Origin of the sequence: Iningainema tapete BLCC-T55 (assembly GCF_014698965.1) — a bacterium.
In the GTDB taxonomy this organism is placed as follows: Bacteria; Cyanobacteriota; Cyanobacteriia; order Cyanobacteriales; family Nostocaceae; genus Iningainema; species Iningainema tapete.
In genome coordinates this window covers 50162-74107 of sequence record NZ_JACXAE010000061.1, presented here as the reverse complement: position 1 = coordinate 74107, position 23946 = coordinate 50162, and the positions used below count along the sequence as shown (strand labels likewise).

Annotated in this window: 23 protein-coding genes; 11 read left to right on the top strand and 12 right to left on the bottom strand. The window is 42.1% G+C overall.

What is annotated here, in order from left to right; genetic code table 11:
- The 7 genes from ICL16_RS18070 to ICL16_RS18040 form a co-directional block, all read right to left on the bottom strand.
- Positions 1 to 540, bottom strand: a 540-nt coding sequence (locus ICL16_RS18070; protein ID WP_202895600.1) for a hypothetical protein, incomplete at its 3' end; no start/stop codon positions are given.
- A gap of 723 nt (positions 541 to 1263) precedes the next feature.
- Complete coding sequence (locus ICL16_RS18065; RefSeq protein ID WP_190830272.1) at positions 1264 to 2055, bottom strand: tryptophan-rich sensory protein; 792 nt, start codon at positions 2053 to 2055, stop codon at positions 1264 to 1266.
- Between the two features lie 144 nt (positions 2056 to 2199).
- Positions 2200 to 2460 (bottom strand): hypothetical protein, encoded by a 261-nt coding sequence (locus tag ICL16_RS18060; protein WP_190830270.1) that lies wholly within the window; start codon positions 2458 to 2460, stop codon positions 2200 to 2202.
- A 55-nt stretch (positions 2461 to 2515) separates the two neighbouring features.
- Positions 2516 to 3721 (bottom strand): acetate kinase, encoded by a 1206-nt coding sequence (locus ICL16_RS18055; protein WP_190830268.1) that lies wholly within the window; start codon positions 3719 to 3721, stop codon positions 2516 to 2518.
- A 167-nt stretch (positions 3722 to 3888) separates the two neighbouring features.
- A complete protein-coding gene (gap, locus tag ICL16_RS18050; protein WP_475579368.1) occupies positions 3889 to 4932 on the bottom strand; it encodes a type I glyceraldehyde-3-phosphate dehydrogenase in 1044 nt (347 codons plus the stop codon).
- A gap of 219 nt (positions 4933 to 5151) precedes the next feature.
- Positions 5152 to 7533 carry a phosphoketolase family protein gene (locus ICL16_RS18045; protein WP_190830264.1) on the bottom strand — a complete coding sequence of 794 codons (2382 nt, stop codon included), beginning with the start codon at positions 7531 to 7533 and terminating at the stop codon, positions 5152 to 5154.
- A 309-nt stretch (positions 7534 to 7842) separates the two neighbouring features.
- On the bottom strand, positions 7843 to 8901 hold the full coding sequence (locus ICL16_RS18040; RefSeq protein WP_190830262.1) for a DNA-methyltransferase: 1059 nt from the start codon (positions 8899 to 8901) through the stop codon (positions 7843 to 7845).
- A 323-nt stretch (positions 8902 to 9224) separates the two neighbouring features.
- Here ICL16_RS18040 and ICL16_RS18035 point away from each other — a divergent pair, with 323 nt between their 5' ends.
- On the top strand, positions 9225 to 10325 hold the full coding sequence (locus ICL16_RS18035; RefSeq protein ID WP_202895599.1) for an ATP-grasp domain-containing protein: 1101 nt from the start codon (positions 9225 to 9227) through the stop codon (positions 10323 to 10325).
- Between the two features lie 86 nt (positions 10326 to 10411).
- Here the strand turns inward: ICL16_RS18035 and ICL16_RS18030 are convergent, their stop codons facing one another.
- The 3 genes from ICL16_RS18030 to ICL16_RS18020 form a co-directional block, all read right to left on the bottom strand.
- A complete protein-coding gene (locus ICL16_RS18030) occupies positions 10412 to 10834 on the bottom strand; it encodes a hypothetical protein (RefSeq protein WP_190830261.1) in 423 nt (140 codons plus the stop codon).
- A gap of 48 nt (positions 10835 to 10882) precedes the next feature.
- Positions 10883 to 12478: a nickel-dependent hydrogenase large subunit gene (locus tag ICL16_RS18025; RefSeq protein WP_190830259.1), complete on the bottom strand. Its 1596-nt coding sequence runs from the start codon at positions 12476 to 12478 to the stop codon at positions 10883 to 10885.
- Positions 12479 to 12540: 62 nt separating this feature from the next.
- Positions 12541 to 13503, bottom strand: a complete 963-nt coding sequence (locus ICL16_RS18020; RefSeq protein ID WP_190830257.1) for a hydrogenase small subunit — start codon at positions 13501 to 13503, stop codon at positions 12541 to 12543.
- Between the two features lie 233 nt (positions 13504 to 13736).
- Here ICL16_RS18020 and ICL16_RS18015 point away from each other — a divergent pair, with 233 nt between their 5' ends.
- From ICL16_RS18015 to hypD, 7 genes are all read left to right on the top strand, one after another.
- Complete coding sequence (locus ICL16_RS18015) at positions 13737 to 14687, top strand: hypothetical protein (RefSeq protein ID WP_190830255.1); 951 nt, start codon at positions 13737 to 13739, stop codon at positions 14685 to 14687.
- 24 nt (positions 14688 to 14711) lie between these two features.
- Positions 14712 to 14951, top strand: coding sequence for an asr0689 family protein (locus ICL16_RS18010; protein WP_190830377.1), 240 nt, complete (start codon positions 14712 to 14714; stop codon positions 14949 to 14951).
- A gap of 8 nt (positions 14952 to 14959) precedes the next feature.
- Positions 14960 to 15184 (top strand): hypothetical protein, encoded by a 225-nt coding sequence (locus ICL16_RS18005; protein ID WP_190830253.1) that lies wholly within the window; start codon positions 14960 to 14962, stop codon positions 15182 to 15184.
- A 72-nt stretch (positions 15185 to 15256) separates the two neighbouring features.
- A complete protein-coding gene (locus ICL16_RS18000; protein WP_420485284.1) occupies positions 15257 to 16381 on the top strand; it encodes an NHL repeat-containing protein in 1125 nt (374 codons plus the stop codon).
- Positions 16382 to 16425: 44 nt separating this feature from the next.
- The gene (hypF, locus tag ICL16_RS17995) at positions 16426 to 18831 is read left to right on the top strand and encodes a carbamoyltransferase HypF (RefSeq protein WP_190830249.1); all 2406 of its coding nucleotides are present in this window, start codon (positions 16426 to 16428) and stop codon (positions 18829 to 18831) included.
- 37 nt (positions 18832 to 18868) lie between these two features.
- Entirely contained in the window at positions 18869 to 19111 is a 243-nt protein-coding gene (locus ICL16_RS17990; protein WP_190830375.1) for a HypC/HybG/HupF family hydrogenase formation chaperone, read from the top strand.
- Between the two features lie 57 nt (positions 19112 to 19168).
- Entirely contained in the window at positions 19169 to 20308 is a 1140-nt protein-coding gene (hypD, locus tag ICL16_RS17985) for a hydrogenase formation protein HypD (protein ID WP_190830247.1), read from the top strand.
- A gap of 16 nt (positions 20309 to 20324) precedes the next feature.
- Here the strand turns inward: hypD and ICL16_RS17980 are convergent, their stop codons facing one another.
- On the bottom strand, positions 20325 to 20777 hold the full coding sequence (locus ICL16_RS17980; RefSeq protein ID WP_190830245.1) for a DMT family transporter: 453 nt from the start codon (positions 20775 to 20777) through the stop codon (positions 20325 to 20327).
- Positions 20778 to 20818: 41 nt separating this feature from the next.
- Complete coding sequence (locus ICL16_RS17975) at positions 20819 to 21256, bottom strand: RidA family protein (protein ID WP_190830244.1); 438 nt, start codon at positions 21254 to 21256, stop codon at positions 20819 to 20821.
- A 199-nt stretch (positions 21257 to 21455) separates the two neighbouring features.
- On the opposite strand from ICL16_RS17975, the gene ICL16_RS17970 reads away from it, so the two are divergent.
- The 3 genes from ICL16_RS17970 to hypE all read left to right on the top strand — a co-directional run bounded on the left by ICL16_RS17970 (position 21456) and on the right by hypE (position 23933).
- Entirely contained in the window at positions 21456 to 21953 is a 498-nt protein-coding gene (locus tag ICL16_RS17970; RefSeq protein ID WP_190830242.1) for a MarR family winged helix-turn-helix transcriptional regulator, read from the top strand.
- A 211-nt stretch (positions 21954 to 22164) separates the two neighbouring features.
- Positions 22165 to 22704: a LysE family translocator gene (locus ICL16_RS17965; RefSeq protein ID WP_190830240.1), complete on the top strand. Its 540-nt coding sequence runs from the start codon at positions 22165 to 22167 to the stop codon at positions 22702 to 22704.
- A 137-nt stretch (positions 22705 to 22841) separates the two neighbouring features.
- On the top strand, positions 22842 to 23933 hold the full coding sequence (gene hypE / locus ICL16_RS17960) for a hydrogenase expression/formation protein HypE (RefSeq protein WP_190830238.1): 1092 nt from the start codon (positions 22842 to 22844) through the stop codon (positions 23931 to 23933).
- The last annotated feature ends 13 nt before the right edge of the window (positions 23934 to 23946 follow it).

Here is a 23946-nt window from a genome sequence, read left to right as displayed (position 1 = left end):
TTTGTAGTCTAAGTTCACACTGACGTTGGCTACAGCTGACTGTGCCGGAATCAAAACATCTTTTAATTCAAAGGAAACTAATGTGTCTGTTGTGCCATCAGCACTGAGTGTAGTCGTGTTGCTAAATGCGAAAGGAATGTTTGAATTTGGTGCTACATCCAGTGTGATGGATGCAAAGTCCAGAACTGATGTGAAATCAAAGCTGGGATTATTCAGCAGCGACGTGGTGACATTTTTGTTGATGACTTCATAGAAGTCATTCGGATTTCGAGAATTCGTCAGGCTATCTTCAACAAACTCAGCTACTGGTAAGATATTGCGGAACTGAGTATTGTCTACTCCGGCTTTGTAGTCTAAGTTCACACTGACGTTGGCTACAGCTGACTGTGCCGGAATCAAAACATCTTTTAATTCAAAGGAAACTAGTTCACTCGTATTTGTCTGTGTACTAAAACTGTCACGCCCATACGAAGAGTCAACAATCGTAAAGGTAGCATTACTTAAGCTGACAATCGGTGAAGAGTTTTTTGTTGTTGTCATAATTATGTCACCTTCTAAATTTGATCAAAAACGGCTTTTCCTACTTTTCGTGCAGGCAATTTTTCACTCTTGATAATCCTGCGCTTTATCAAGCTTGCGATGATCAAGAACATTCATATCAGCGTGTTAGCTCTGATTGATTAAACGAGGTTGCTCAAAAGACTTGGGTTCTCTTGTCTTTAGATTGACCTACAACTCTTATTACCTTCGATTATCAAGGCTTTCGAGTTTTCTATCCCTAGAACTTTTGAATCTTTTGTAAGACTTTTACAACAACCTTATGAGAGCCAAAACTTATCCAGTTAGTCATGCCCTATGACATTCCTAATGAATGTATTGGCTTTTGTATCTAATTTTGATGACACAAAATTTGGCGAATTCATAACAGTCTCACATTACAGTATACGATCCAACTCAACCTAGAAACATTCATAAACTTTACAGAAAATTCATTATATTCTTGAATTTTTAAAGATTAAATAAACTACAAATAAATCAAATAAGCTCAAAGCAGGCATCCCTGCCTGCTTCCACAATTCGTAATTGTATACTTTTTTATTTATAAGTCCCCTTAGTGTTAACTTTTGTCTGTTGATTCCTGTCTTCTCGAATGAATTTAATTTTGTCCGACTACTTAGTGGGGCTGATAGGATTGTAGTAATTGCTTGGTGCTGGGTAGCTTGGTCGATACAGAGCATAATCTGTAGGTGCTTAAATTACAATTTAACTACGTAAGTTATGAGTAAGCAAACTTCTCATCAAGATGACGAGCATAAGTGCTATTGCTGCAGCCAGTGTGACTATTTTGATAGCAGGATTTTGCCAATTTTTAATGGCGATCGCCAGTATTGCCCAAATAGTAACGCCAGTGTAAGCTATATCATTATACTGGAAGATAATCAGCATAGCAATTGCAGTTGCCACCAGTGACATAATTACAGTCCATACTTCAGCAGAAATTCCCCAACCATACCAACCTAGAAAATACAAAGCACATGCCACATTTACCACAGTTGCAACAGCAATCCAACCAAGATAGATGCTGATGGGAATGTGAACGCACCATTTTTTGCTCCGGGTTACAGGGTTGATGCCAATCCCCAACCGCAAATACACAGCAATCAAAGGTAGCAGAATTCCTAGCATTGCCAAAACAGAAAGTAAAAAAAGCCGAGCTAGGAATAGGTAAACCCAGATAATTTGCGCTAAACAAGCAAGAACTATAAAGTATCCTATTTTGCGTAAATCAGAATCGTGTCTGTGAGAGGGTAAAACTTGGTAAATTCCGAAAGCGAATAAACCAAGGTAAATCAATCCCCAAATTGCAAAGGCATAGTTGGCAGGAGTAATGAGGACGTTCTTAAATACACTGTTAGATATTTCACCGATACTCAATCCATTGAACGGAAAGATGTTGGACAGAACGTTGACAACAAAAGCACCGACAATTGCCGCTAGAGTAGCAAGCTGCCGGAGAAGATCATGGTGAGAGCGGGAGTGGGATTGGGGAAACATAATTTTGTTTCGTTATGCATATTCAATTTAACCTGCCCAGAAGTCCCACTTTACAGCTATTTTTAGATAAATAGATCTTTTTTGCCTCACGCTAAGGCGCAAAGACGCGAAGAAGAGCGCTAAAGAATGTTGATTTGCGTGCTTTTATGTTATAATTTTCGTTCTTGGTGGCAGTTTGCCTTGTAATTGCATTCTCGCTTGAACACAATTACCACAATTGCAACCCATTTGCTCTTTAATTGGGTTTGGCTTTTCAGTCTTCGGTGTTAGTTGGCGTGGTTGTGCAGTTTCCGCTTCAGTTGATGTAGCAGGTGTAGTCCCCTCAGATGCTAATGCTGGATTGGCTAAGGATACCATCAACATCAATGCGGGACAGGCTAGTAGAATCTGATTGGTGATTTTCATGGTTGGGAATAAAAGATTTTACGCTGAGTATATGCTATGTGGTGCAAAATATCCATCAATGGAGTCGCCAACATTCAAGAGCGATCGCCCAATCTTCTTGCGTATGAATTACCAGTACCCTTACTGTAGAGTCAGGGGTAGCTATATCTATATCAACAGGTTTGTGCCGATTTTTTTCGGGATCAATTTTCAGTCCCAAAAATGCAAAAGCTTCACATGCTGCGGCACGAACATCAAGATCGTTTTCTCCTATACCTGCGGTAAATACTAAAGCATCTAATCCCCCCAAACTGGGTATCATTGCACCAATGTAAAATCGCAAACGATGAATAAACATATCCCATGCCAGTTGAGCGCGGGAGTTACCCTCGCTCATTGCACGCTTTACCTCACGCATATCATTAGATATACCAGAAATTCCTCGCAAACCGGAAGCGCGATTGAGAACATTGTTGAGCTTGTCTGCTGTATAATCGGATTGCCGCAAAAGGTGAATGAGAATACTGGGGTCAACAGCACCAGAACGACTACCCATCATCAGTCCATCTAAAGGAGTGAATCCCATAGTAGTGTCAATGCTACGACCATTTTGAATCGCTGCTAAAGAACAGCCGTTACCGAGATGACAATTAATTAAACGTAGAGATGCTAAATCTTTACCAAGGATTTGCGCAGCACGCCCAGCGCAGTACTGATGACTGATCCCATGAAACCCGTAGCGTCGGATACCTTGGTCTACCCACTCGTAGGGACCGGGATAGATTGCTGCTGCATCAGGCATACGTGCATGAAAGGCGGTATCAAAAACAGCAACTTGGGTGACTGCTCCCAAGTGTTCCTCAATTGCTTCTATGCCTTCCAAATTAACTGGATTGTGTTCGGGAGCAAGGGTAGCAAGATCGGCGATCGCATTTTTCACCTCTTCAGTGATTACCACACTCTCATGGTACTTTTCTCCACCATGCACCACCCGATGTCCCACCACATCAATTTCTGACGGCTGACTAATCACCTTTTGGGAACCTTGCCACAATGTATCTAGCACATGAGCCATAATTTGCTGTCGGGAATCTACCGGAATTTCTTCAAGTAGTTCACAATTAGCTGTTTTCACCTCAATCTGTGCCATACCTTGACGATGCGTCCAGTCTACTTTCGCCTCCCAAAGGGGATGAGTTGGTTCTTTAGATACGTCACCTGTTATCTCATAAAGACAACTCTTTTGACTACTAGATCCAGCATTTAGTACTAGTATCTTCATAAATTCCCCCCTGTACCTCGTCCCTGTATCTCGTTCCCATGCTCAGCATGGGAATGCATTCAGGAGGCTCTGCCTCCACTCAACGGTGGGAGGCAGAGCCTCATCGACTGCGTTACCTGGCACCTGGTAACGAGAGAAAACCCGGTTTCTGCATAAGAGAACCCTAATTAAGCCGCTGCGGTCGCTGCTTCCTTCAACAAACCTTCTTTTTGTGCCATTGACAACATCAGGTCAACTACACGATTCGAGTAGCCCCACTCATTATCATACCATGCCACAATTTTGAAAAAGTTTGAGTTTAATTCAATTCCAGCACCTGCGTCAAAGATACTGGAGTGGCTCGCGCCTTGAAAATCAGTGGAAACCACCTCATCTTCCGTATATCCCAAAATACCTACTAGCTCACCAAAAGCAGCCTCCTTCATAGCAGCACAGATTTCTTTGTAACTAGTAGCTTTTGCAGTCTTAAAAGTTAAATCTACTACTGACACATCAGCAGTAGGAACCCGGAATGCCATACCAGTCAACTTGCCTTTCAACTCTGGCAATACCAGCGCCACAGCTTTTGCCGCCCCTGTAGAAGAGGGTATAATATTTTGCGCTGCACCGCGTCCGCCCCGCCAGTCTTTCTTGCTAGGACCATCTACGGTAGGCTGAGTAGCAGTCATAGCGTGAACTGTAGTCATCAACCCTTCAGTCAACCCAAAGTTGTCGTTGATTACCTTAGCTATGGGAGCCAGACAGTTTGTGGTACAACTGGCATTGGAGACGACAGAATTTGTTGCTGGGTCAAACAAGTGATGATTGACACCCATCAGTAGAGTAGGAACTTTATCTGGGTCTTTGGTGGGAGCAGAAATTATAACTCGCTTTGCGCCAGCTTGCAAGTGGTTTGCCGCGCCTTCATAATTAGTAAACAGACCCGTAGATTCAACTACGTAATCTGTACCTAATTTACCCCAAGGCAACTCAGCAGGATTCCGAATTGAAACGCAAGGAATCAAGTGTCCATCAATAACAATACCATCATCTTTAGCTTCAACCTTGCCTTTAAAAGTTCCGTGGGTTGAGTCGTACTTGAATAAATAAGCAAGGTTATCTGGTGGTACTAGATCGTTAATGCCAACAAACTCGATATTAGGGTTGTTGATTCCAGCCCGAAGTACAAGTCGCCCGATCCTACCAAATCCGTTGATGCCAACTTTTAGCAATGAAGTCAAGATGGAACCTCTTATGGAAAATGACGACATTAAAGAATGCAAATTGTTAACAGTTAACAGTTAATAGTTGACAGTTAACAGTTAACAGTTAGCAATTTACAAATATCTTCTTGACCCGATTTTGACAGTAGATTCAAGCAAAAGCGGATAAGATTAGTCATCTTTTAAGGTTTAATTTGTAGAGACGTTCCATGGAACGTCTCTACGATGTTAATAAGGCCACTTCCACTCGCGAATTTCCGGCATATCTTCGCCGTACTGGTTAACGTAGCGTCTGTGTTCAATTAGCTTATCATGTAGCATTTGCTTAACATGAGCTGCTTTGTAACCAAGTTTGGGTACTCTATCAATTACGTCATCTGCTAAGTTAAAGCGGTCTAAGTCGTTGAGAACTACCATATCAAATGGTGTAGTGGTTGTTCCCTCTTCCTTGTAACCGCGCACATGAATGTTATTGTGGTTGGTACGGCGGTAGGTGAGGCGATGAATCAACCAGGGATAGCCATGAAAGGCAAAGATAATCGGCTTGTCGGTGGTGAAAATACTGTCAAAGTCTTTATCGCTGAGTCCGTGGGGATGCTCACTTTGTGGTTGAAGTGCCATCAAGTCTACCACATTAACGAAGCGCACTTTCAAATCTGAGAAGTTCTGCCGGAGAATATCTACAGCAGCTAAGGCTTCTAATGTGGGAATGTCCCCAGCACAAGCCATGACTACATCCGGTTCTGCACCTTGGTCATTACTTGCCCAATCCCAAATACCAATGCCTTTGGTACAGTGTTTAATTGCAGCGTCCATGTTAAGATATTGCAACGCAGGTTGCTTACCGGCTATAATGACATTGACATATTGACGGCTGCGCAAACAATGGTCGGTCACCGATAGCAAGCAATTGGCATCAGGTGGCAGATATACCCGAATTACTTCTGATTTCTTGTTGACTACATGATCGATAAAACCTGGATCTTGGTGGGAGAAGCCGTTATGGTCTTGTCGCCAAACGTGGGAGGTAAGCAGGTAGTTGAGGGAAGCGATGGGTCTACGCCAGGTGATGTGCCGGGTAGTTTTCAGCCACTTGGCGTGCTGGTTGAACATTGAGTCTATAATGTGGATAAATGCCTCGTAGCAAGAGAAAAATCCGTGACGACCTGACAGGAGGTATCCTTCTAACCATCCTTGGCAAGTATGTTCACTGAGGATTTCCATCACCCGACCGTCGGCAGACAGGTGTTCGTCGTCAGAAACTTTTTCGGCTACCCAAGTCCGGTCTGTGACATCGAATACAGCGTCCAAGCGGTTTGATTGGGTTTCGTCGGGACCGAAGATGCGAAAGTTGCGGCTTTGTGTGTTAAGTTTCATCACATCCCGCAGGTATTTCGCCGTTACTTTGGTGGCTTCAGCAACAGTTCTGCCAACTTCTGTAACATCGACTGCGTAATTCTCGAAGTTGGGCAGTTTCAAACCATGCAACAATACGCCGCCGTTGGCGTGGGGATTGTCACCCATGCGTCGTTGACCAATGGGTGCTAGTTCTGCTAATTCTGGAATCAGCTTGCCGTTTTCGTCGAAGAGTTCTTCGGGCTTGTAACTCTTCATCCACTGTTCTAGAAGTGTCAGGTGTTCTGGTTTGCCTGCTAGTTCGCCAAAGGGAACTTGGTGCGATCGCCAGAAATCTTCTGTCTTTTTACCATCAACTTCTTTTGGTCCTGTCCAACCTTTAGGGGTTCTCAGGATAATCATCGGCCATTGGGGACGTTCGCTGAAACCATTAGTGCGGGCATCTTCTTGAATTTCTTTGATTTCGTGAATCACAGTATCCAAAGTTGCCGCCATTAGCTGATGCACAGTTTCCGGTTCAGAACCTTCTACAAAGTAAGGCTTGTAGCCATAACCGATAAATAAGCTTTCCAACTCCTTGTGGCTCAACCGTGCCAACACTGTTGGATTAGCAATTTTGTAACCGTTGAGGTGTAAAATCGGGAGTACCGCACCGTCATACACGGGGTTGAGAAACTTGTTTGAGTGCCAGCTTGCAGCTAAAGGTCCTGTTTCCGCTTCTCCGTCACCGACAACGCACGCAACTATCAAATTAGGGTTGTCAAAAGCAGCACCATAGGCGTGAGATACAGCATAACCAAGTTCACCACCTTCGTGGATGGAACCAGGAGTTTCCGGTGCTACGTGACTAGGTATACCACCTGGGAAAGAAAACTGTTTAAATAGGTGTTTCATCCCCTCAACATCTTGGGAGATGTTGGGGTAGTAGGCACTGTAGGTCCCTTCTAAATAGGTGTTGGCGACTATTCCAGGACCTCCATGACCGGGACCTGCAATGTAAATCATGTCCAGGTCATTCTTTTTAATCACCCGGTTGAGGTGAAGGTAGATAAAGTTAAGACCTGGAGTTGTTCCCCAGTGTCCTAAAAGTCTGGGTTTGACGTGTTCTATCTTCAGTGGTTCTAAGAGCAGTGGATTGTCTTGTAGATAGATTTGCCCAACAGAAAGGTAGTTAGCTGCACGCCAGTAGGCGTTCATTTTACGTAGTTCTTCTTCTGTTAAAGGCTTTGTCTGTGGAGGACTTGCTAAAGTCATATTAATGCTCCAATACAAAAGGACTTTGACGAATTCACCCGTGAAATTTAGTTGTATATCGTCAAGTGTAAAAGAAATCTTTACAAATGCGGTTAATAACCTTTTTGAAAGGTTAGCAAATTAAGCATTTAACTGGGTAATTTTTAACAATAATTTTATTTTAAGAAGAGGCGATCGCGATCGCCTCTTGGAAGAAGCTGTTTTCTCAGAGTACTGTCAAAAGCCTCTACTGTAAATATTTTTTCAAAAAACCGTAAATCTAAATTTTATATGTTAAATATCTCTTTTGATAGAGGTAATTCTTTTTGTTTAAAATTTATTTATCTGCGGGTTAAGCTGAGTATAACTGTATTCTAATGGAAAAACAAGTGGCGGTGCATCAGGCTCAAATCTAATTTGTGAGCTTTGTAGATAAGTTTGATCAATTTCAAAGGCTAGCCAGTGTCTTTGTAAAGACTCTGCAACACGCCCAGTCACGTTAGAACCAGCAAAGGGTTCTAAAACTAAATCTCCTGGTTCAGTACAAAGGTTGATGACAAATTCGGGCAAAGATGGAGGAAAACGCGCAGGATGAGGTTTTAGCCCTTCCTGTTTACATCTTCTCAAATAATAGTCATTTGAAGATGTATTAGAAGCGGCAATGACGTTAACAGGTTGAATAGATTCATCGCCAACTTCTTCTGGCTCTACTCGAACTGGAGCGCCAATTTCTCTATTCAAATCTTCGTGGGCATCAATAATATTTGGAGGTATTGCACCGCCGCGATCGTTACGAAATTTATTTGATATATCATGTCCGGAGGGTCTTAATTTAGGATCATAGCCATTTTTAAGTAAATTTTTCATTGCATCACTATAAGGTTTTAGTACTCTACGATTGTTAGCTTTTGGATGAGGATCTTTAGACAGCCACCAAACATTGTTAACTGCATCCTTAACTCGTTCTCTACGAACTGTCACCCATTCGGCTGGTGTAGGTAGCTTAGCTGGGTTATACCAGTAAAGTTCTTGCGCAAGGTAAAAACCTAATCCACCCCTATTTTGAGGTTTACATAAATGAACAACAAGTTCAAAATGGTAAAGAGAGCGAACAGGATTACCTTTGATCCAGCTACCGCCAATGTCAATTACAAGAGAACCTTTAGGCTTGAGAACACGATAGAAATGTGTTGCAAACGCTGAAAACCACTGTATATATTCATCAGCATCGACATTACCATAATCTTTCTTACGCACAAGCGCAAATGGTGGAGAAGTACAAATTAAATCAACACTTTCATCAGGAATCAACTTTATTAGCTCCAAAGTATCTCCTAGATAAGCAGCACCAAGTTGGGTTTCGTAAACAGGACTTCGCTCTAGCTTCATCAACTTAATATGTACAAGACAACTAAAAGGTATTTAAACTCGACCCTATGAGCAGATATAGACTAGCATTTATTTACTACAACTGCGCTACTAACTTAAGTCTTTACTTTGACTAGTATATAATGTTAAATTAAAAACTAAGTACATAAAGAGCGTTATGTTTATAAGCGGTTCCAAAGTAAATGCTTAACTCAGTTGTTACTTCGTGTTAATGTTTAAACAGTATATCTATAAGATATGACTACTGCTTTCACAAGAAAGCAGTAGTTTGAGAGTCTGCGTGTAGAGGAAAATCTTTGTGCTTTGTTAACGGAGATTTAAAAGTGATTCGCCAGACAATTTTCAACCATGATATTCTGACCTGTACCCATGAGCTTGTACTTGGTCATCATCTTTATTCTAGTAGGGCGCTAGGTCTAACTGAACCAGAAGACATGATCCAGTTACATCTGGATTTAAAGTCACAATGGGATGCAATTACTTCTCACTATTCACGTATCGGTTTAAATTACAGCCAAAATATTATCTGGGATGCCTCGCTGGGAGTATTGGCTAACAAAAACTGCAATATTTCTGTTTTCTACTTTGGTGATTGTGTCTGCCCAGACAGTTATGCGGCTGATTGGTTTAATCGAATTGATCCTGAGTGGTTTAATGTAGTTAAATTGATGAACTCCAAGAACAATTTTATACTGCTTGCACAAGAGCTTGGAGTTAGCGTTCCGAAAACGTTTTGTTTTGAAAACAAGGGAGCTATTGAAGACTTAACTCAATTTCCTTATCCGTGTTATCTCAAACTTGCCTTTTCTGTTAATGGTATTGGTATTAGTCGATGTGAAAACGAGCAGCAGCTAGGTTCTTTTGTGCAAACGCTTTGGGAGCATGTACCTTTGCAAATTCAAGAAGAGATTGCCGCTTCTAGTTTTTTAAATTTGCAATATCGTGTTACAGCGTCGGAACTCCAACGTGTTGCAGTAACTTCCCAGATCCTTAATGGTTGCGTTCATGTTGGTAATCGCTATCCTAGTAAGCATCAACCTTGGGAAACTGTTGAACCAATAGCCAAGTGGATGATGCAACAAGGGATGAAGGAGGTATTTGCTTTTGATGTTGCGGTTGTTGAAGATGCAGCAAAAACTCGTTATCTAGCAATTGAGTGCAATCCGCGCTTTAATGGTGCATCCTATCCTACAGGTATTGCTAAGAAACTTAAGATCCCAAGCTGGAGTTGCGAAACTTTTATCACAAAATATCGCTCCCTTGAGCAAATAAATCTGAGTGATATTGAGTTTAATGCCCAAAGCAATACTGGTGTTGTGCTTGTCAACTGGGGTTGTATTCTAGTTGGCAAAATTAGCATCTTGCTTGCTGGCTCTATCCAAGAGCAGAATGAACTTCGAGCTATACTGCAGCAACGACTCTAAAAGCTCTTCGTTCCCATCCACAGGCTGGGAACGAGAGAACACGGGTTCAATAGGGTTTGAAGGGCGAATCGCACTTCATGCCAGCACTACATAGTTACACCATATTTCTTGCCAATTTCACATAATTTATCGAACTGTTCCTGGGAAGCTTGAGCTAATTTCTCATCTGTTGGTAGTGTTTTTTGCTTACCTTGTGGAACCAAATACAATACGTAAAGTGAAATAAAATCCACCGCAATCCCTAAACCTGGTAAAGCATGTTTATCAGCTTGCTGTCCAGCGACGAGAATTGCCATCCCACCTTCTATAGTGTTTCTTGTGGCTTCTACAAATTGACCGATCAGTTTTGGAATATAATCGGCTGGTGAAAGATTCTCTAACGTTCTTGGATCGTGAGTAAATTTGAATCCTGCTGCTTTTGCTTGCTCTAGGACACACCATTGTGTAAATTCTTGCAGCGCTGCATCAGGAAGTTGAGGGATATATTGATGTAGTGTTGATTCAGACACAAGCAAACCTTTGTAAATTTTGTAGTAGGGGCGAACGGCTGTTCGCCCTTACGCTGTACGAAAACGCGCCAATTCCTCACCGGTTTTGGCATCATGGGCGTGAACGGTGCAAACTAGACAAGAATCGAAAGAACGTGCTACGTGACCAACCTCCACAGGATCTTTTGCATCTTCAATGGGTGTTCCGATTAAAGCTGTCTCAATCGGACCGCGTACTCCTTCGCCGTCACGAGGTCCTACATTCCAAGTAGTGGGGGCAATAACTTGATAATTTTTAATCTTGCCACCCTCTAACTCTACCCAGTGACACAAAGAACCGCGTGCTGCTTCTGTTGCACCCCAACCACGTCCATCTTTTTCTTTGGGTTTGATATACCAGGGGTCATTGAGCTTAAACTCACGCAAGCACCGTTCAGCTTGGCGATATAACTTGACAATTTCGTGAACTCGTGCTAAAGAGCGTAAGTGGATACTTGCCCCACCCATTTGCTTGAATGCATCTAAAATAAACCCATCGTAGTGTTGCCAAGACTCACCATGCTTCCCACCAGCCACCAACTGACGCGCTAGGGGACCTGCTTCTAAGCGTCCGTAGTCTTGGTGTCGCACTGCACTTGACCAAGAATAGGCGCTGTTGAAGTCTTTGGTGTTATTCGGAATCGGTTTAGTTGTGCGTTCAAAGGGGTGAACGTCTGTTGTTCCTTCGTCATACCAAGAGTGAGTTGTATTCTCACGGGTAAAGGTATGATCCATTAAAGTGTGAGTGTCAGTGAAACTGTCATACACTCCACTTTTCATAATCATAGCAGCATTTCGTCCGGCGATCGTTGGTTTTTGGTATTTGTCTTCATGAGGTATGTATCCCCAAGTGACATATTTACCTATACCAGCACCATATTTATCTAAACCAATATCTAAACCCATGCGCCAGTAGAAACCTAAGTCAGATTCACGATGCTTGATGTCTTCATCTAGCCATGCCATGAAGTCATCATAAGTCTTGATTTCTTCATAGCGTTCCAAAGAACAACCCAACCACACAGGTTCTAACCAGTTGGTGCGGAAATATTCTAGAATTGCCCAAGCGCGGGTAATGTCTGTTAAGGTGGGAGCGCACATCACTCCACCAGGAACCATATAACTAGAGTGGGGCCATTGTCCACCTAAGAGGGCATAAATTTCTACAGGTTTGGCAGAAATGGTGACGCCGAGTTCGTAAGATGTACCAGTGAAGGCGGCAAAACGTTTGCAAGCTTCTTCGTAAAAGCGGCTACTGCGGTACTTTTTGTGAGTTAAGTCGATCGCAAATAAACCGTAGAAGGCTCTTGGTATACTTTGGATGGTTTCGACAATTTGACCGATGTTTCTGGCAAGGATGGCATTGCGGGGAACTTCTGTTTCCCAAGCTGTATCTAATGCCCAAGATGCACAAGTCAGGTGGGAACCTCCGCAAATACCGCAGATACGAGGTGTAACAATTAATCCTGCTTGGGGGTCTTTGCCGCGCAGGATAACTTCAAATCCTCGGAAAAGTTCGGCATGTGTCCAAGCGTTGACTACGTACCCATCTTCTATTTCCACTCGAACATCTAAGTCGCCTTCTACTCTCCCCAGGGGGGATATGTCTAATGTTTGAACTCCCATTCTCCTCTCTCCTGTGTTAACAGTTGACAGTTGACAGTTAACAGTTAACAGTTAACAGTTAACTAAACTGTAAAAATATCTTCGTCTGCCCAAGCAGGTGCGATGTCTTTTGCTACCATAGTGAGGACAGCATAGTCTTTCTTTTTGACTCCTGGTGGTAGTTCTTTAGGAACTCCCATTACAGTTTGCGTTTTAAAGACGGTTCCTGGTTGGAGATCGTAGAAGGGAAATTCTGGTTCGGTGCAGCCTAGACAAGGCATTCCGGCACGGGTTTTGGAAGAGACGCGGTTCCACAGTATCCGGTTGCAGGATGAATGAGTCATTGGACCACGACAGCCTAAGTCGTAGAATAGACATCCTTTACGTTGCCCGAATTCGGATGTAGATGCTTTGTAGGCGAAGTGGGAGTTGCGAGTGCAACCTGTTTGAGTATATGTATTGAAGAAGGTTTGAGGACGATGCAGTTCGTCGAGGGTGATATCACCAATTCTACCTGTGGCGATCACCACTAATATTTGGCTAATCCAATCAGGATGGGCGGGGCATCCGGGAATATTAATCACGGGTAATCCTGATTGGGAGCGAAAATCTTTGCCTAAAAAACCGCCTTCAGTACGTTTGAGAAATTGCAATCCAGTTGATTCGCTGGGGTTGGGTGCCATTGCGGGAATTCCTCCCCATGTGGCGCAGTCTCCCACGGCAACCACAAAACTAGCAACTTTGGCTAAGTCACTCAACCAGTCTTTCATCGGGCGATCGGCAAAACGATTCCATTCCCCTGTACCATTAGGAGCGTTAACAACTGTGCCTTCAAATACTAAAATATCTAAAGGAATTTTACCTTTAATACAGTCCCAGAGTATTTCTTGTAAATTTTCACCTAATTCAAATCCCAAGGATGGATGCCAAAGTACCTTCATACCAAAGTCAGCAATTAAGTCACAAGCCGTAGGTTCTTCGGCATTGAGAAAAGACATTGTATTCCCAGAACAGGCACCACCCTGAAGCCAGAGTATGTTAGTCATTTTTGTTATAAGACAGAGGACAGCAGGTTTAATTAATTTTATTTTATTTAACTCCCACCTTTTTCTAATTTAACTTTTCAAAATAAAACTAAAATAAAAACATAATAAAAAAGTTATGTAATAACAGATTTTCTGGAAAAATAAAAATATTATGTAAGTGTATGTGTAAGGGGCGTTCTACTTATAGAAATATATGTTTTTTAGAAAAAAAATTAAGTTTTCCCAACTATTTTATGATTCCTAGTATCACAGATTCAGCAGTAAAAGCAGCTATTGCCGCCATAAAATCAGAGTCAGCAACGACACCAGAAAAAATTGAAATGCTGATTGAGATGGCATTAGGTTTTCAAAAAAAGCCAAAAACAACTCAAGATTTGCATAATGCAGTTGAATTGTACGCACAAGCGGAGCAATTATGTGGTGAAGATTATCTTTTCTTGAAAGCTAGGGCAAAAGCGGGGATGGCGTCTGTATTACGTACAATTCCAGATGTCGGAGCAGAATTTTTGCAGCGATCGCTTGCTCTTTATTCCGAGGCTCTACCAATTTTACAACAATTTGCCAAGCCAGCAGAAGTGGCGGAAGCGCAGATGAATTTAGGTTTGGTATTGCAATCTTTAGTACCATTTAATTTGGCACGTATAGGAGATAGTATCAAGGCTTATCAAGAGGCTTTAAAGGTGTTTACTTGGGAAAAATATCCCCAGGAATATGCTATTTTACAAAATAATATTGCGATCGCTTACCTTTCAATGCCTATGACTTCTCAACAAGATTATTTGCGTCAGGGGTTGGCGGTGCAAACTTTTGAAGAGGCGTTGAAGCATATTCGGCTCATTGAGCATCCCAGGGAATATGCGATGTTGCAAAATAATTTGGGTAATGCTTTGCAGTATTTACCTAGTGCGCATCCTGTGGATAATATTTTGCAGGCTATTGCTGCTTATGATGAGGCTTTGAAGGTTCGTTCTGCTCACAGTACTCCTTTGGAGTATGCTAATACGATTTCTAATAAGGCTAATGCTTTGTCTGGTTTGGATTGGCGGCAGGCATGTGTTTTTTATCAGGAGGCTTGGGATATTTTTAGTCGGTATGGTGAGGTGGGGCAGGCTCAGGTTGTGGGTGAGGCGTTGAGGGAACTGGAGGAATTGAACCGCAAAGACGCAAAGGACACGAAGGAATAAGATAAGAGGAGGAAAATGACAATGATGGGTGATTTGGTGAATAGTTTGGTGGTTGGTGATATTAATTTGTTGACGGGGTTGGTGTGGTTGTTGATGGCAACTGTTTTGTCTATGGTTGGTGGTGCTGTTGGGGGGATGTTGTTGGCTGGGAAGGATATTGGTTATGAGTTTTCAGCTATGCTGGGGGGGTTGTTTGCTCCTGCTGGTGTGGTTCCTGGGATAGTTTTGGGGTTGTTTTTGTTGGGTTGGTTGAGGAGTTTTTAGGGGGTTTTATGTTTGAGATGGGTTGGTTTTCTGCTAAGTTGTTTTTGAAGGGTAAGTTATTACGCGATCCTTTATATTTTTGGCGTCAAACTGCTATTGGTTGGGGTGTTGGTTTGGTGTTGATGGTGTTACTGGGTGTGCTGAGGTTTCCTTTGTGGTTTCCTGTGGTTGTGTCTAGTTTGTTTGTGGGTGGAATGATGCCTTTTCTTCTTAAGGATTTCAAAATGAAGTAGAGACGCTCCGCCGGAGCGTCTCTACAATGGCGGGGCGTCTGTAGAATTGTTGCAGTAAAATAAATGGTGAAAATGCTCTTTTCGTCCCAAGCTGCTGAGGTGATTTTAGGTAGGAGTGTTGCACCGGGGGAGTTGGCGGCTCCTGTTGCACCTAGTAGGCAAGAAATGTTTGCTCCTCGTGGTGTTTGTTTGGTATCTTCTGGATCTTTATGGGTTTCGGATACGGGACATCATCGTTTGTTAGGATGGCGTGTACCGACAACAGATAGTCAGCCTGCTGATTGGGTTATTGGACAACCTGATTTTTACCATGAGGGACAAAATGCACGCATGTCACCCGGAAGGGCAACTTTTAGTGTACCGACTGGCATTTGTGCTTGTGGAGAAGGATTGGCGGTGGCGGATGCTTGGAATCACCGAATTTTAATTTGGAAACAGTTACCGGAAGATAGTAATGTTCCAGCGGATTTGGTGTTAGGGCAAGCTAATTTTACTGATAATGAACCAAATAGAGGATCTTCAGCAGATGCTCATACTTTATATTGGTGTTATGGAGTTTTTTATCACCAAGGACGGCTATTTGTTGCTGATACCGGAAATCGTCGGTTATTGATTTGGCATCAATTACCAGAAGAAAATGGTCAACCCGCTGATATAGTGTTGGGACAACCGGATATGCGATCGCGCAATGAAAACGACGGTAATACTCCTTCAGCATCGAGTATGCGTTGGTGTCATGATATTACATTTTGGGGAGAACATCTGGTTGTCACTGATGCTGGTAATAACCGTGTAATGATTTGGCAGGGAGTACCAACGGAAAATAATACCCCTTGTGCAATAGTATTAGGACAAAAAAGTTTTGATGCTGTAGAAATGAACCAAGGCGCTTATTTTCCCAACGCCAGTAGTCTCAGTATGCCTTATGGTGTAGCAGCTACTGATGAGTGGTTGATTGTTGCAGATACAGGTAACTCCCGATTGTTAGGTTGGAATTCGTCACAATCAATTATCTCCGGTGTTGAAAGTAATGCGATCGCCGGACAATTAAATTTTCACACGAAAAATGAAAACCGTAATTATGGACTACCAACACGAGATAGCCTCAACTGGTGCTATGGAATAAAAGTATATGGCAACACAGCAGTAATAGCCGACTCTGGAAACAACCGAATTCTACTTTGGAAAATAACTTAGTATTTCTTCCTTCGCGCTCTTTGCGTCTTCGCGGTTCAAAACATATGCCCATAGAAGAAATCAGAATTCGTGGCACAGTTCAAGGAGTAGGATTTCGACCTACAGTATATCGTATAGCAAAAGCCTGCGGATTAAGTGGAGAAGTTTGTAACGACGGACAAGGAGTCTTAATTAGAGCATCTGGAAGCGTTGCATCAATAGAAGAATTTATCCAAAGATTACAGCAAGAATGCCCACCACTAGCAAGAATTCATCAGTTGACACGCAAGCCTTACCAAGGAGAACTTACTTTTAATGATTTTGTCATTACTGATAGTGTGAGTAGTGCAGTAAAAACAGAAATTACCCCTGATGCGGCTACTTGTCCCCAATGTAAAGCAGAAATTTTCGACCCTTTTAGCCGCTACTTTCGTTATCCGTTTACCAATTGTACTCATTGTGGTCCCCGCTTGAGTATTATTCGTAGGATTCCTTATGACAGACAAAATACCAGCATGGCTGCTTTTGCTATGTGTTCGGATTGTGCGCAGGAATATAAAGATGTTGAAAATCGTCGATTTCATGCTCAACCTATAGCTTGTCATATTTGTGGTCCGGTGGTAACTTTAGAACGTGCTGATGGTAAACCAATTACAGCTTCGATGTTTTCGATGTTGGATGATGTTGATGCTGTCTGTAGTTTGTTGCAAAAGGGTGAGATTGTCGCGATTAAAGGGTTAGGTGGAATTCATCTTGCTTGTGATGCAACAAACGAAACTGCCGTGCAAAAACTCCGGCAGCGCAAAAAGCGCGGGAGCAAACCCTTTGCTTTAATGGCGCGAGACATAACAGTAATTGAGGAATACGGCACCATCAACGCCAAAGAAAGAGAATTATTAGAAAGTTCTGCCGCCCCAATTGTATTGATGCAGTGTAGAGACGCCCCACCGGGGCGTCTGCACGAAAGGCGTCTGTACGAGCAACAAAATCCAATCCAAAATCCAAAATCCAAAATCCAAAATCTAATTGCGCCTGGGCAAAATACCCTGGGCTTTATGCTACCTTACACCCCGTTACACCACTTAATTCTCAAGCGGATGAATCGTCCGATTATCCTTACAAGTGGCAATTTGGCTGATGAACCACAATGTATTGATAATGACGTAGCGCGGCAAAAGCTAAGTGAAATTGCTGATTATTTTCTTCTGCATAATCGTCCGATTGTCAATCGTGTAGATGATTCTGTAGTGCGAGTGGTAGATGATAAAGTGCAAACAATTCGCCGCGCTAGAGGATACGCACCAGCCCCAATTAATTTACCACCAGGATTTGAGAAAGTATCTCAGATTTTAGCAATGGGCGGTGAGTTGAAAAATACCTTTTGTCTGTTACGTGATGGACAAGCGATTCTTTCTCAACATCTGGGAGATTTAGAAAATGCTGCTACTTTTCAAGCTTATCAGGATACGCTGAAGTTATACTTAAATTTATTTGAGCATAAACCAGAAGCGATCGCTATTGACCTTCATCCCGAATATCTATCCACAAAACTGGGTAAAGAATTAGCAACCGCTAATCAAATCAAAGTTCACCACATCCAACATCATCACGCCCATGTTGCTGCTTGCATGGCAGAAAATGGTATTCCTCTCGATTCGCCCCCCGTGTTAGGTATCGCTTTAGATGGATTAGGTTATGGTACAGATGGAACACTTTGGGGTGGAGAGTTTTTATTAACACAATACCACCAATTTAAACGTTTAGCAACATTTAAGCCAGTAGCCATGATTGGTGGGACAAAAGCAATTAGAGAACCTTGGCGTAACACCTACGCGCAATTAAACAAGGCCTTTACTTGGGAAGAATTACAAAATAAGTATAGTGATTTAGAACTGTTTAATTTTCTACAGCAAAAGCCACTTAAACTTATCAATCAACTAATAGAAAAAAGAATCAACTCACCTGTAACTTCATCAGTTGGACGTTTATTTGATGCTGTAGCTGCGGCGCTCGGCATTTGCCGAGAAGAATGTAGCTATGAAGGACAAGCAGCGATAGAAATGGAAGCTTTAGTAGATAAAAGTATCTTAAATAATCATAAAGAAACGTTTATTTATCCTTTTCAGATTGAACGATTAGATAGTATTTATCTAATAGACTCGCGTCCCATGTGGCAGGCTTTGCTTGATGATTTGCAGCAGCAGATACCTCGAGAAGTTATAGCTGCTAAATTTCACCAAGGCTTGGCTAAAGTAATTGTAGAAACTGCTACATATCTTTGTGAGCAAAATGTCATAAATCAAGTTGTACTAACAGGAGGAGTTTTTCAAAATTGTATTTTGTTAGAAGAAGTTGCTAGGGGTTTAGAAGCATTGGGTATTAATGTGCTAACTCACAGCTTAGTTCCATGTAATGATGGTGGTTTGTCTTTGGGGCAAGCTGTCATTGCTGCTGCACAGTTTAAATATTAATGAACCGCAAAGACGCGAAGAGCGCGAAGAAGAAAATATGTGTTTGGGAATTCCTGGTAAAATTACAGAAATAACTGACGCTAAACAGAAATTAGCGGTTGTTGATGTTGGTGGTGTGAGGCGTCAAGTTAATATTGCTTGTATAGTTGATGAACAGCATCCGGCTGAGTCTTGTGTTGGTGATTGGGTGCTGGTTCATGTGGGCTTTGCTATGAATCGTATTAATGAAGAAGAGGCGAAAGTAACCTTACAGTTATTAGAGGAATTAGTTAATAGTTAATAGTTGATGGTAAAAAATTAACAATTAACAATTAACAATTAACAATTAACAATTTATATGAAATACGTTGATGAATTTCGTGAACCACAAAAAGCTGTTGCTTTACTCCATGAAATTGAAAGATTGTGCCACCAGTTAGCACAGCCGATTAAAATAATGGAGGTGTGTGGTGGTCATACTCATTCTATATTTAAATATGGTATAGAAGAAATTTTGCCTGATGCAATAGAATTAATTCATGGTCCAGGTTGTCCTGTGTGTGTGATGCCAAAGGGGAGGTTAGATGATGCGATCGCTATCTGTGAAAATCCTCACGTTATTTTGGCTACTTTTGGCGATGCAATGCGGGTTCCCGGTTCTAAAACTAGTCTGTTGCAAGCGAAAGCACAAGGGGCAGATATCCGCATGGTATATTCTCCCTTAGATAGTCTGCAAATTGCTAAGGATAACCCTGACAAGGAAGTTGTGTTCTTCGCCTTAGGTTTTGAGACAACAGCGCCTAGCACAGCTTTTACTATTTTGCAAGCGGCAGCAGAAGGAATCAATAATTTTAGTATGTTTTGCAATCACGTACTTGTGATTCCCGCACTCGCTGCACTGCTAGACAATCCCGATTTGCAACTGGATGGGTTTATTGGTCCAGGTCACGTTAGTATGGTGATTGGTACTGACCCTTACCAGTTTATTTCCCAACAATATCATAAACCAATTGTGATTTCGGGGTTTGAACCAATAGATATTTTTCAATCTATTTGGATGTTGATGCAGCAATTGGTAGAAAATCGTTGTGAAGTTGAGAATCAGTATAACAGGGTGGTAGAGAAAACGGGGAATGAAGTGGCGATCGCCGCGATGAACAAAGTTTTTGCAGTGCGAGAAAACTTTGATTGGCGAGGCTTAGGCGACATCCCCTATTCTGGGTTAAAAATTCGTCCCGAATATGCTCAATTTGACGCTGAACAAAAATTTACCATTCCTAATCTCAAAGTTGCTGACCATAAAGCTTGTCAATGTGGTGAAATACTCAAAGGAGTCTTAAAACCTTGGCAATGCAAAGTATTTGGTACAGCTTGCACTCCAGAAACACCGATTGGTACTTGCATGGTATCTACCGAAGGTGCTTGTGCAGCTTATTACAAGTATGGTCGCTTTTCTCAGGTGGCTCAGAAAAAGGTGGTAAGTGCCATTCCTATATGAGCAATAAGCACCATGTTCATTTTTTAGCAGCAACCAAAGAAACCCCAATAATGACGAAGACGATTCCTGTTATGCGTAATGGACTAGCTGGATATTTGGTAAGCCCGATGACACCATAATGATCTAAAAAAAGTGCTGCAATCATCTGACCTGCAATTGTGAGTGCTAATGTAAGTGTTGCCCCAATTTTAGGTGTGGCAAAAATAGTTGACCAAACATACAAAGTTCCTAAACAGCCTCCTACCCACATCCACCATGACGTTTGAGAGAGCGAAGTCCAAGTAGGAAGTGGATAGCGGGCAAAGAAACAAATAGTAAGCGATGCGAGAGTGCCAGCAAGATATGAAATAAATGTAACTTGCATTGGCTGACCAACATAACGTTTTAAAAAAGCGTTAAGAGCAACCTGAACGGGTAAAACAGCGCCACCGATAAGTGCTGTTACCAAGTAAATGCTTCTAGGACTCATAAGATATCACTCCGAAAACTGCTCCAATCGCAAATCAACTGCTATCTCGAACTTTGAGAGTCGCTTGTCACTGCAATAGCACTAACTTCAAGCTTTAGTCGCCTGTCAACTAGCCGCTTCACTTCAACTAAGGTGCTTGCTGGATAGTTTCCGAGGAAATACTTTTCCATCACTTCGCCAATGGCATTTTGATCTTCCATGTTGGTGACGAAAACATCCGTTCGCACAACGTCAGCAAATGTTGCACCACTTGCTTGCAGGCACTTTTTCAAGTTCTCCATCACGAGGCGCGTTTGCTCTCGTACATCATCTGGAGGATTCAACTTGTCATGCTCGTGTGGATGCTCGTGGTAGAGCGGTAGTGCAGTTGCTCCTGAAATAAACAGCAGATCGCCTGTGTGTTTAACTCGTATTAGCGGAGCATAGGGCATAAAGAAGTCAGTCTTCTCGACTTCAACAACCTCACGATTTGGATTCATTGGATAGTCCTCGTAAAGAGTTTTCAGCAATTGTGAGTTTCTGGTGAAGACAGTCTCAACACTTGAAAAAGTTACCTAGCCTTGCCTAAATATCTCTAAATTAAGTATCTTAATTTAAAGATACTGGGCTTAAATCTTTATGTCAAGTATCTTGATGTAAAGATATATCAGGCGAAAGTACTAAATTTGGTTTAGTGTTATGGATTACGTTGACTACATTTTGAAGCAGTGGAGTGATGAAAGACCAGATCTTGACGGGTCTGCGATGGGTATAATTGGACGCATAGTCAGGCTCGCAAGACACTTTGAGCGTAAGATCCAAAATAATTTGGTAGCTTTTGACTTAAGCATCGGTGAGTTTGAAGTTCTAGCAACTCTACGACGCTCTGGAGCACCCTACCAGCTTTCACCAACAGATCTTTATAAATCCGTAATGCTTTCTTCAGGAGCAATGACAAATCGGGTTGACAGACTAGAGCAAGCAGGGCTAGTCTACCGTAGTCGAGACAAGAGCGATCGCCGAGGGGTACTGGTTTGTCTCACACCTGAGGGACTCACCTTAATCGATCAAGTAATTGCAGTTCATTTTGCGAGTATGCAGCAACTGCTTGCTGAGCTTACACCAGTGGAACAAAAGTTAATAACAGATTCGCTCCGTAAGCTTTTACTTACCTTTGAGGAGAGTACTTGTGACTAGCTGTCGCACTAAGCTCCCAATCTCCTCATTCCCCAAACAAAGTTTTCCATCGTCCAACTTGTAGATTGTTGAATTTCTCCTTAAGTAAGTCCTATTTCATCGTTAACTGCAGTACTCTTGACGGTAAGGCATCATAACATCAGCATTGGGGAGCGTAAAGCACCTGAACAAGGCTTATTCTGAAATAAGTCTACTGATTCAATCGCAAACTATGCTCAATGTTACTCACCTAAACCTTTTCTGCATTGCGGCGATCGTCTTGATTATCACCCCAGGTCCTGATATGCTTTACGTCATTGCCCGCAGTATTGGACAAGGAAAAATTGCTGGCATTGTCTCTGCTTTGGGAATTTGTGTTGGAATTCTCGTGCATACCTTAGCAGCTGCCATTGGACTTTCAGCCTTGTTGATGACTTCAGCCCTAGCCTACAACATCGTTAAATACGCTGGCGCTGCTTACCTAATCTACTTGGGAATTCGTACTATCTTAAGCCGTGAGGAGCAGAATACCTTTGCCACTCGGCAACGAATAAGCTTGACAACTACCTTTTCTCAAGGAGTGCTTTCAAACGTACTTAATCCCAAAATTGCGCTTTTTTTTATAGCTTTCCTACCACAGTTCGTTGACACAACTCAAGGTGGAATTGCTTTGCAGATAGCCATTCTAGGACTAATCTTCGACGCAATGACTATTTTTTGTTTTGTATCAGTGGCATATTTAATTTGCACACCTAAATTAAATGAGTATTAGTAGGTTGGGTTGAACGATAGTGAAACCCAACAAATAACTAGCCTTTCTCAATGTTGGGTTTCGTTCCTCAACCCAACCTACCTTTTAAAGAAAGTGACATTCCCCCCACAATTTAATCAATTTAAACAGAATTTAATATGAATATTTCCTCCACTAATCCAGCACAGCATCCCCTCTTGCAAAAAGTTAATCGTCGTCAAGGTATGCAAGATACTCATATTACCCTCGCGCATGGTAGCGGTGGCAAAGCAATGCGCGATTTAATAGATAATATTTTTGTCAATACCTTTGATAATCCCATTCTCTGCCACTTAGAAGACCAAGCAACCTTCAAATTAGCAAGTTTAACAGAGAAAGGAGATAGACTAGCCTTTACCACTGATTCCTATGTTATAGATCCTTTATTTTTTCCTGGCGGTGACATAGGAGAATTAGCCGTCAATGGTACAGTCAATGATTTAGCCGTCAGTGGTGCAACACCATTGTATCTTAGCTGTAGCGTAATAATAGAAGAAGGATTAGCAGTAGAAACCCTACATCAAGTAGCCAAAAGTATGCAAGTAGCCGCTAAAAAAGCAGGCGTGCAAATTGTGACAGGCGACACAAAAGTTGTTGAGCGTGGTGCAGCAGATAAACTATTTATTAACACCGCAGGAATTGGAATAATCCCAGCAGGAATTGCTATTTCTGCCCGTAACATTCAACCCGGAGATGCCATAATTATCAATGGTGAAATAGGTAATCATGGCACAGCAATATTAATTGCCCGTGGGGAACTAGCATTAGACACTAACATAGAAAGTGACTGTCAGCCATTAAATAATTTAGTTCAAACAATCCTCAAAGCATGTCCCGAAATTCATGCAATGCGCGATGTCACACGCGGCGGTTTAGCCACAGTATTAAATGAATTTGCCCAAACCTCTCAAACAGGAATTCGCCTTAACGAACAATCCATCCCAATACGTGAAGAAGTCAAAGGAGTATGCGAAATACTTGGTTTAGAACCCCTATATTTAGCAAACGAAGGTAAATTAGTAGTAGTAGTAGAAAACAAAAACGCTGAAACAGTTCTCTCAGCCATGAAATCCCACCCAGCCGGAAAAAATGCTTGTATAATTGGCTCAGTCACCTCCTCCCCTCCAGGCATTGTACTATTAAAAACCATCTTTGGTACAGAACGCATCCTAGACATGCTAGTTGGAGAACAGTTACCACGAATTTGTTGATTACGGTGCTTAT

Bases quoted from the DNA above. Each gene is read 5' to 3' on its own strand.
- ICL16_RS18020 (WP_190830257.1), bottom strand. From the start codon at position 13,503: ATGACTAACATACTCTGGCTTCAGGGTGGTGCCTGTTCTGGGAATACA.
- ICL16_RS18045 (WP_190830264.1), bottom strand. From the start codon at position 7,533: ATGACTTTAGCAAGTCCTCCACAGACAAAGCCTTTAACAGAAGAAGAA.
- ICL16_RS18010 (WP_190830377.1), top strand. From the start codon at position 14,712: ATGGGTGATTTGGTGAATAGTTTGGTGGTTGGTGATATTAATTTGTTG.
- ICL16_RS18065 (WP_190830272.1), bottom strand. From the start codon at position 2,055: ATGTTTCCCCAATCCCACTCCCGCTCTCACCATGATCTTCTCCGGCAG.
- ICL16_RS18040 (WP_190830262.1), bottom strand. From the start codon at position 8,901: ATGAAGCTAGAGCGAAGTCCTGTTTACGAAACCCAACTTGGTGCTGCT.
- ICL16_RS17965 (WP_190830240.1), top strand. From the start codon at position 22,165: ATGCTCAATGTTACTCACCTAAACCTTTTCTGCATTGCGGCGATCGTC.
- ICL16_RS17990 (WP_190830375.1), top strand. From the start codon at position 18,869: ATGTGTTTGGGAATTCCTGGTAAAATTACAGAAATAACTGACGCTAAA.
- ICL16_RS17980 (WP_190830245.1), bottom strand. From the start codon at position 20,777: ATGAGTCCTAGAAGCATTTACTTGGTAACAGCACTTATCGGTGGCGCT.
- ICL16_RS18015 (WP_190830255.1), top strand. From the start codon at position 13,737: ATGATTCCTAGTATCACAGATTCAGCAGTAAAAGCAGCTATTGCCGCC.
- hypD (WP_190830247.1), top strand. From the start codon at position 19,169: ATGAAATACGTTGATGAATTTCGTGAACCACAAAAAGCTGTTGCTTTA.
- ICL16_RS17975 (WP_190830244.1), bottom strand. From the start codon at position 21,256: ATGAATCCAAATCGTGAGGTTGTTGAAGTCGAGAAGACTGACTTCTTT.
- ICL16_RS17970 (WP_190830242.1), top strand. From the start codon at position 21,456: ATGGATTACGTTGACTACATTTTGAAGCAGTGGAGTGATGAAAGACCA.
- ICL16_RS18055 (WP_190830268.1), bottom strand. From the start codon at position 3,721: ATGAAGATACTAGTACTAAATGCTGGATCTAGTAGTCAAAAGAGTTGT.
- ICL16_RS18060 (WP_190830270.1), bottom strand. From the start codon at position 2,460: ATGAAAATCACCAATCAGATTCTACTAGCCTGTCCCGCATTGATGTTG.
- hypE (WP_190830238.1), top strand. From the start codon at position 22,842: ATGAATATTTCCTCCACTAATCCAGCACAGCATCCCCTCTTGCAAAAA.
- ICL16_RS18000 (WP_420485284.1), top strand. From the start codon at position 15,257: ATGCTCTTTTCGTCCCAAGCTGCTGAGGTGATTTTAGGTAGGAGTGTT.
- ICL16_RS18025 (WP_190830259.1), bottom strand. From the start codon at position 12,478: ATGGGAGTTCAAACATTAGACATATCCCCCCTGGGGAGAGTAGAAGGC.
- hypF (WP_190830249.1), top strand. From the start codon at position 16,426: ATGCCCATAGAAGAAATCAGAATTCGTGGCACAGTTCAAGGAGTAGGA.
- ICL16_RS18005 (WP_190830253.1), top strand. From the start codon at position 14,960: ATGTTTGAGATGGGTTGGTTTTCTGCTAAGTTGTTTTTGAAGGGTAAG.